The sequence below is a fragment of the Tardiphaga sp. genome (assembly GCF_044340795.1).
Classification (GTDB): domain Bacteria; phylum Pseudomonadota; class Alphaproteobacteria; order Rhizobiales; family Xanthobacteraceae; genus Tardiphaga.
On record NZ_JBIISY010000304.1, the window covers coordinates 1 to 6,266 of the forward strand.

Annotated in this window: 7 protein-coding genes; all 7 read right to left on the reverse strand. The window is 61.9% G+C overall.

Annotation, left to right across the window (positions count from 1 at the left end; all coding sequences use genetic code 11):
* The coding region (locus ACIQ17_RS29540) for an ATP-binding cassette domain-containing protein (protein WP_398473000.1) at window positions 1-385 on the reverse strand (385 nt) is incomplete at its 3' end.
* The gene (locus ACIQ17_RS29545) at window positions 385-1,434 is read right to left on the reverse strand and encodes a branched-chain amino acid ABC transporter permease (RefSeq protein WP_398473001.1); all 1,050 of its coding nucleotides are present in this window, start codon (window positions 1,432-1,434) and stop codon (window positions 385-387) included. The genes ACIQ17_RS29540 and ACIQ17_RS29545, both read right to left, overlap by 1 nt.
* Window positions 1,435-1,437: 3 nt before the next feature.
* On the reverse strand, window positions 1,438-2,304 hold the full coding sequence (locus ACIQ17_RS29550; protein WP_398473002.1) for a branched-chain amino acid ABC transporter permease: 867 nt from the start codon (window positions 2,302-2,304) through the stop codon (window positions 1,438-1,440).
* Window positions 2,305-2,379: 75 nt separating this feature from the next.
* Complete coding sequence (locus ACIQ17_RS29555) at window positions 2,380-3,621, reverse strand: urea ABC transporter substrate-binding protein (RefSeq protein WP_398473003.1); 1,242 nt, start codon at window positions 3,619-3,621, stop codon at window positions 2,380-2,382.
* A 54-nt stretch (window positions 3,622-3,675) separates the two neighbouring features.
* A complete protein-coding gene (locus ACIQ17_RS29560; protein ID WP_398473004.1) occupies window positions 3,676-4,338 on the reverse strand; it encodes an ANTAR domain-containing response regulator in 663 nt (220 codons plus the stop codon).
* Entirely contained in the window at window positions 4,335-5,489 is a 1,155-nt protein-coding gene (locus ACIQ17_RS29565) for a transporter substrate-binding domain-containing protein (protein ID WP_398473005.1), read from the reverse strand. Before ACIQ17_RS29565 ends, ACIQ17_RS29560 begins: the two co-directional genes overlap by 4 nt.
* A gap of 283 nt (window positions 5,490-5,772) precedes the next feature.
* Window positions 5,773-6,266: SDR family NAD(P)-dependent oxidoreductase (locus ACIQ17_RS29570; RefSeq protein ID WP_398473007.1), on the reverse strand; the 494-nt coding region annotated here is incomplete at its 5' end.

The window sequence follows — 6,266 nt, forward strand, 5'->3', positions numbered from 1 at the left end:
CGACGTCGGTGAGATTGAGAAAGCCCAGCAGGCGATCGACTTCCGCGCCGAGCGACGTGCTTTCCAGATGATGCTGGAGTGCGATCTCCAGATTCTGCCGCGCACTGAGAGCCTTGAAGATGCCGGGCACCTGGAACTTGACGCTCATGCCGCGGCGAATACGCTGGAACGGCTTGAGCGCCGTGATGTCCTCTCCCGCATAGACAATGTTGCCGCTGGACGGCAGATGTTCACCCAGTAGCAGGCGGAAGAACGTGCTCTTGCCGGCACCGTTGGGTCCGATCAGGCAATGCAGTTCGCCCTCATCAAGGGCGAAATTGATATTGGCGGTGACATGCAGGCCGCCGAAACGCTTGTTGAGATTGCGGGTTTCGAGGATCGGCATCATGCCCCTCCCCGACGCCGGCGACCGAACACGCGTGCAAGGCTGACGATCAATCCTTCCGGCGCAATCAGTACCGTCGCAACCAGCAACACGCCCATGACCACCAGCGCATACTGGCTGCCGTAAATGGTCAGCGCCTGGAATGCGGCGAGCACCGTGAGCGTGCCGACCAGAGTAGCCGTAAGATCGCCGCGGCCGCCCACCGCGACCCACACGATCGGCAATGCGGCGGCCGTGATGCTCATGCTGGACGGTGTGATGTATTGGCCCCAGGCCGTGTAGAGCGTGCCGCTGAGCCCGGCCAGCGCGGCGCCGATGACGAAGGCGATCAGCTGATATTTGCGAATGTCGTAGCCGAGCATTTCGGCGCGTTCCGGATTTTCGCGGATCGCCACCAGCACATTGCCGAATTTCGAATTCACCAGAATACGCAGGGCGAGATAGGTCGCGATCAGCAGGCCGAGCACGACATAGTAGAGCTCCACATCTGGAAACAGCACGATGTCGCCGCCGAACCACGGCACGGTCAGCGGCGGCATGCCGTTCATGCCGTTATAGCCGTTCAGCCGTGCCGTGCCGATGCGCCATTCCGGGCCGGCGGTCTGCGCCATGAAGCGCTCGAACACCAGCGTCACAGACAGGGTCACGATGCCGAGAAACACACCGCTGATGCGCCCGAAATACAGGAAGTAGCCAAGCACGGCAGCAAAGGCAGCCGCAACGGCGAGCGAGGCCAGCAACGATATCAGCGTGAAGCCATAGGCCGCGCCAAAATTCAGCGTCAGAACGCCATAGGTGTAGCCGGACAGGCCGAAGAAAGCGGTCTGGCCGAAGCTGAGCGTGCCGCCATAGCCCCAGATCAGGCACAGGCCGAGCGCCATGAAGGCCCAGGTGAAGAAATACACCGTGTTGCCGACCGTGTAACCATCCGCCATTTGCGGATAGGCCAGCGCCGCAAGCAGAACCAGAGCGGCGGCGCTCCAGAACCACGGCCCGCGGCCCAGCGTTTGCGGACCTTCGAGCAGACGAAGAAAACCGGGCGCGCGCATATGTCAGCTCCGCTCCCGCAGGATAAAGCCGGATATGCCTTTCGGCAGCACCCGGATCACGATGATGACGGCGAAGAGCAGGCCGATCTGGCCGAACAATTGCCCCTGCCACGACGTCATCGCCGCCTTGACGATGCCGAGCACCGCCGCTGCCGGCGCCGTGCCGAGGAAGATATCCGCGCCGCCGACTACGACGGTCACGAAAGCCTCCATGATGAAGGTGCTGCCCATGGTGGGCACGATGGTCATGGTCGGCGCATAGAGTCCCCCGGTCAGGCCGGCCAGCGCCGCACCGAGCGCAAAGGTCATGCTGTAGACGAATTTGGTGTCGACCCCGAGCGCTTCCGCCATATGCGGCACCTGAATGGTGGCGCGCGCCAGCACGCCGAAGCGGGTCTTGTTGAAGGCGAGATAGAGCGCGGCAAGCACGGCCAGCGCCACCACGATCAGCACCAGGCGATAGGTCGAATACGAATAGTGGCCGACCGTGAAACTCCCGAGCGGCACGCCCACGCCGGGAACGCTGGAGCCAAGCACGATCAGCGTGCCCTGGGTGGCGATCAGGCTCAGCCCCCATGTTGCGACGATCGTATCCATCGGCCGCTCATAGAGCTGCCGCACCACGATGCGCTCGACCACGAGGCCGATGAGCCCGGCGACCAGCGCGCCACACAGCACAGCCAGCGGCAGCGGCAGGCCGGCGCGGTTGGCATTCACGGTGACATAGGCACCGCACATGATGAATTCGCCATGGGCGAGATTGATCACCCCCATCATGCCGAAGATCACCGCAAGGCCGCAGGCGGCCAGCACCAGAAAGGCGAAAGCGTCGCCGCATTGATAGATAAATCCGAAAACGGAACCCAGCACGTCCATCCAGAGGCCTCTGCGAGAGGTTTGAGGGCCGTCGCCGGAACGCATCGAGCATCCCGGCGACGATCGGCATTACGGCTTCGGCGGCGGATTGCTCGGCGTATACTGCTGGCTGGGATCGTTCTTGGTCAGGTCGCAGCCGGCGTCGCCCAGCCAGTACGGCTTGATGTCATTCCAGACCTTCGGGAAGGTGATGGAATGATCGTCGCCGACCTTGGCCATATAGATGGTGTGCGACATGTGCTGGCTCTTGGGATCGATACACACCTTGCCTTCGGGCGCATCCATACAGACGTCGCCCTTGGCGATCACGGCACGCAGATCGGCGCGCGCGGTCTTGCCGCCGGCCCGCTCGACCATCTGCTTGTAGAGATAGACGGCGAGATAGGAGTTCTCGGCTTCCTGATTGATATAGGGCTCGTTGGGGAACTTGGCCTTCCATTTCGCCACGAAAGCCTTGCTGGCGGGCGTATCGACTTCCTCGACGTAGTTGACCGTCGCATACATGTTGGCGAGGCTCGGCGGCTTGAAGCGCTTGTGTTCATAGCCCTGCCCGACATTGACCGAGGATCCCATCGGCACCTTGAGATTGGCCGCGGCCGCCTGTTCGTAATAGGACGCCTGCGCGGTGCCGACCAACAGGGTGATCAACACGTCCGGCTTGACCTTCTGGATGTTCTGGATCGTCTGCGAGAATTGCGAGACACCGAGCGGGATGAACTCCTCGCCAACCATCTCGCCGCCGTTCTGCTTGACGATCTGGCGCACCCACTCGGCCGAGAATTGACCGAAATTGTAGTCGGCAGCGATGGTGTAGACCTTCTTGCCGTACTTCTCCATCATCCACGGAATGAGCGTGGAGAACTGCTGCTCCGGCACGGCCCCGGTAACGACCATATTGGCGTCGCACACCCCGCCTTCATACTGGTTGTTGTAGAAGGCAAAGCCATCGAGCTGGTTGACGATCGGGCGGTAGGCTTCGCGAGAGGCGCTGGAGAAGCCGGCGAACACCACATTCACCTTGTCGCGCTGGAGCACGCGGCGCATGAATTCTTGGTAACGCGTATTGTCGGACTGCGTGTCATAGATCACAAGTTCGAGCTTGCGCCCCGAAATGCCGCCAGCCGCGTTGATCTCGTCCGTCGCCAGTTGTATGCCATGAAGCTTGCCTATGGTAGCCAGAGCAAAATCACCGGATTGGTCTTCAAGCACGCCGAGCTTGATCGGGTCGGCGGCATAGGCTGAGCTGGCTGCAAGCAAGCCGGCTCCGATGAGGGACGCGACACGCGTCCCCCTCGCGATGGTCTCCAACATGTCACTCTCCTCTGTTTGAACTACCCGTCTGTTTGAACTACTTGCCTCTCGGAATTACTTGGCGCGACGCTCCTGCCTAGCGACATCGGGACCGCAGCATGTATCGTCAGCGACAAGGTCCTGCTCCCGCACCAGAGCGCTGCAGTATTCTTCCATGGTCTGCCGCGCCGCCATGCAGCGCCGTCGCAGCAGATCGTAGGCCCCGTCGTCATCAAGCCCATGCACGGCCATCACGCGGATGATGGCCTTCACCACGTCGCGACGACCACGGCGGCGACGCTCCTGATCTTCAAGCAGCGCTTCGAGATGGCGATGGCGACGATATTCGTTGACGCCGACAAACAGCGCCGGATAGACGGCGGAGGCGTGGATCGGCTTGCGCAGGAATGATGTGGCACCCGCGCGCATCAGCGCCTTCAGGCGACTGGGTGCCGTGACGCCTATCACGCCGATCACCGGCGCCGGCGGCAATTGCCCGACCGGCGTGAGCGGCAACGCGGCGCCATCTCCCATATCGCCATCGATGAAGATGACGTCCCGCTCTGCAGACAGCGTGGTCAGATCGATATCACCCACCGACCCGACGATGTTTCCGGCTGCCACGGCGACGCCGAGCCGCTCCAGCGCGGTAACGAGCGTATCCATTGCGGATGCCCTGTCGGTCACCACCAGGGCCCGATTGCCATTGAAATTCTGCAACAGCCGCGGCTCGATCATGACACCAGCCTCAGGACGGGAAACGGGGCAGCCTCGAATCTTCCGGAATTGTTGATCAGATAGGGATCCGGCCGCACCGGCGCGCGCGCTTCGCCGACCAGATCGAACCGCGCCTCGTGATTGGAGCGCCCGATCCGCGGCGTCAGGAAGGCGTGAAAGGTTTCGCTGTCGATCCACACGTCGCCTTGCGGCGCGTGGCAATGCTGCTCGACCAGTCGACCCTTAACCATGCGCGGATCGTCGCTGCCCGCAGCAGCAATGCTGCGCGCGAGCAGCCAGACGGCGTTGTACGACGCTTCAGCGTCTGCCGACGCAGTCGGCCCTTCGGGGAAGGCTTCACCATAGGCTTGCAGGAAGCGCGCATTCTCCGCACTCTCGATCGAGGTGAAATAGACGCTCGAACTGAGATGACCATCGACCGCATCGCCGCCGATGGCCTCCAGTTCCGGCTCGGAGAGCGAACAGCTGGCCACTGGCATCTCGCGCGCCTGATCGATGCCGGCAGCGCGGCAGGCCACACGAAAGGCGCGGAAGAACGCATAGGCGGACGTGCCGATCAGCGTGAGGAACACGAAGGACGGCCGCGCCGCAATGATCGCCTCGACCACCTGGCTGAAGTCGGTTTCACCGACCGCGAAATAGCGTTCGGCCAGCACCGTTCCGCCGCGCGAACTGACGCTTTCGCGCAGGATCCGATTGTTCTCCCAAGCCCAGATGTAATTCGATCCGACGCAGAAGGCCCGACGGCCGTGATGCTGCAGCAGATACTCCACCAGCGGCAGCATGTGCTGGTTCGGCGCGGCGCCCGTATAGATAACGTTGTTGGAGCTTTCGAAGCCTTCGTAATGCGACGGATACCACAACAATCCGTCATGCTTCTCGAAAAGCGGTATGACCTCTTTGCGCGCCGACGAGGTGTAGCAGCCGACCACGTGGCGGATGCCGCCGCGCAGCAATGCTTCGGCGTGCATGGCATAGTTCGCGAGATCTCCGCCCGGATTATGGATCGACGGCGTGATCCGCAGCCCCAGCTCCGACCGATTGACCTCCTCGACAGCGAGCAGCGCGCCGTTCAGCATCGACTGCGCGACCGTGCCGTACGAGCCAGTGGTGGAGAACAGAACTCCGATATCGATATCGAGAGGCGGCATGCTCACAACCCAGACACATCAAGTTCGTCGTCACCTGAGCATCGTGCCCGGTACGATCAGACTGCGGCCAACATTGCCGTGAGAGATGGTGCAAATTGGGTTGCGCCGTTGCGAGCAACCTTGCTCAGCGCGGTATGAGGCTCTCCCGGCCACTCATTCATGTCAAGGACAATTTTGATAGCAATCATCCCCGATCGTGTTCCGCGACAGAAGATCTGCCGCGTCACCAGCCCGCTGCGCATTCTGTGAGCGCGACCGATCAATGACGCAGCAGAACGACAGGTCACACTGCTTTCGTGAGTGCACCGTCGATGATCAGATTAGTGCCGGAGATGCGGCTGGCGACCGGGCTCGCAACGAAGACAACGCCCGCCGCGACTTCCTGCGCAGTGCCCATCTTGGCGGTCGGGTTGAGGCCCATGGCCATCTTGAACAGATCCGGATTGCCGTTCTCGATATTGTGCCAGATTCCACCCTCGAAATAGGTGTTGCCCGGTGACACCGCATTGACACGGATGCCCTTGGTCGCGAGTTGTGTGCTCAGGCCCTTGGCATAATGGATCAGCGCGGCCTTGACGGCGCGGTAGGAGCCCGCGGCGAAGTCGACCTCAAACCCGGACACGCTCGATACGATCACGATAGAGGCCGCCTTCGATTTCTCGAGATAGGGCATCGCAGCCGCGACCGAGTTGACGGTGTGCATCATGTCGACGCGGAACGATTTCTCCCACGTCTCCGGTGTATCGCCGACCGCAAGTGCGCTGACATTGCAGACAA